The organism is Aquabacterium sp. (genome assembly GCF_049274795.1).
Taxonomy (GTDB): Bacteria; Pseudomonadota; Gammaproteobacteria; order Burkholderiales; family Burkholderiaceae_C; genus Aquabacterium.
Genome location: NZ_JBASTH010000016.1, coordinates 1 through 1,674 on the forward strand (window position 1 = coordinate 1; position 1,674 = coordinate 1,674).

The window sequence follows — 1,674 nt, forward strand, 5'->3', positions numbered from 1 at the left end:
GTCCAGCGCGCGTGCGAGGACTACCGCCAGCCCGACACCTTCCTGGAGTTCCACCCGGCCTTCCCGGAAGTCGGTGTCCGCCTCGACTTCACCTTCAACTGGCAGAAGCCCACCGAGATCGCTAGCCGCCTTCAATCGATCATGCCGGCCGACAAGGACGGGACCTTCAGCGCCTTTGGGTGGGACGCCGTCAACGTCGTGGTTCAGGGGTTGGTCAGCCTGGAAGACCGGCCCAACCTGGTCAAGCTCATCAAGTACGTCGCCGGCGGCGTGGAGCCCGTGCTGGAGGCCTCCCTCACGCACTTCTTCGATCGGATCCTGCCGCGGGGCTGGCGCGACTCGGTCGAGATGCGAAAGCTGCTGCAGGAGGCGAGCCGCGGGCAGATCCGACGGCCCTCCGAGGTCACCAGCACGCAACTGATCGCCTACGTCACCTACTACGAGCAGCAGGTCCCGCAGAACCAGCACGAGCGTGTGATCGACGACCAGATCCGCGTGTTCCGCCACAACCGCGAGCACTACCAGAAGATCACGGCCAGCCTGCTGCCCATCCTGTCCATGCTCACCTCGGGCGACCTCGGAAAGAGCCTGTCCCCTGATCCCTTCGACCTCGATGACACGCGGCCGATCATGAACTTCGAGAAGATCGAGCGCGGCCGCCATGTGCTGTACATGTGCCTGGATTCGCTGCCCGATCCGTCCGTGGCGTCCGCCATCGGCGCCCTGGCCCTGGCGGACATGGCCGCGCGGGCGGGCATGCGCTACAACCTGGACATCCAGGGCCGCATCACGCTGGTGGTCGACGAGGTCTCCAACGTCATCAACAAGCCCCTGATCGAGATCCTCAACAAGGGTGCCGAAGGCGGCATCCACTCGATCTGCGCGATGCAGACGCTGGCCGACTTGGCCAACCGCCTGGGCTCGGAGGATGCTGCCCGCATGGCGCTGGGCAACCTCAACAACCTCTTCGCCCTGCGCACGAAGGATCGGCCGACCCAGGACTTCGTGGTCGAGACCTTCGGCAAGACGGCAATTCATACGGTGCGGGTGGGCCTGAGCCACGGTTCGGATGCCCACCTGGGCGACTTTTCGTCGAGCTATTCCGCACAACTCACGGAGAGCTTTGAGGAGATGGTGCCGGCCGAGGTGCTGGGCAAGTTGCCCAATCTTCAGTACTTTGCGTCAGTGTCGGGCGGCCGGATCATCAAGGGGCGTTTTCCGATCCTCGATCCCGAGGCAGATGCGCGCCACGCCCTGGGAAAGGCGACCGCATGATCCGCGCCGTCGCCGTGTTGTCGTTGCTCGTCCTGCTGGTACTGGTGCTGTACGTGCCGTCGGTCCATCCTCCGGAGCGCTTCCTCGAGCAGTTACGCGCCGAGCATGAGGCGGCCACCGCCTACTGGGGCGCCGAGCCCGCCACCCGCATGCTGGATCGGGCGATGCGCATGCAAGATTCGACCACCCAGGTCACGCCAATTCCTGCCGCGAAGGATGCGCCTTCGCCAGCCGGCGTGAACGGCGCCGTGTCCCGGGAGATGTCCTCGGTCAACCAGCGCCTCTTCAACAACACCTACTTCCGCGCCGTCGACGCGCTACTCCTGCTCGCCAGCTATCGACTCTCCACCCTGGTCTAATGGCTACCGTGGCTGGCCGTTTTCGCTTTTGCTGCCGTCG

At 64.9% G+C, this 1,674-nt stretch carries 2 protein-coding genes; both read left to right on the top strand.

What is annotated here, in order from left to right:
• The coding region (gene traD, locus WAQ08_RS02150; RefSeq protein ID WP_422188994.1) for a conjugative transfer system coupling protein TraD at nucleotides 1-1,275 on the top strand (1,275 nt) is incomplete at its 5' end.
• On the top strand, nucleotides 1,272-1,634 hold the full coding sequence (locus tag WAQ08_RS02155; RefSeq protein WP_422188995.1) for a hypothetical protein: 363 nt from the start codon (nucleotides 1,272-1,274) through the stop codon (nucleotides 1,632-1,634). The genes traD and WAQ08_RS02155, both read left to right, overlap by 4 nt.
• Nucleotides 1,635-1,674 lie beyond the last annotated feature (40 nt).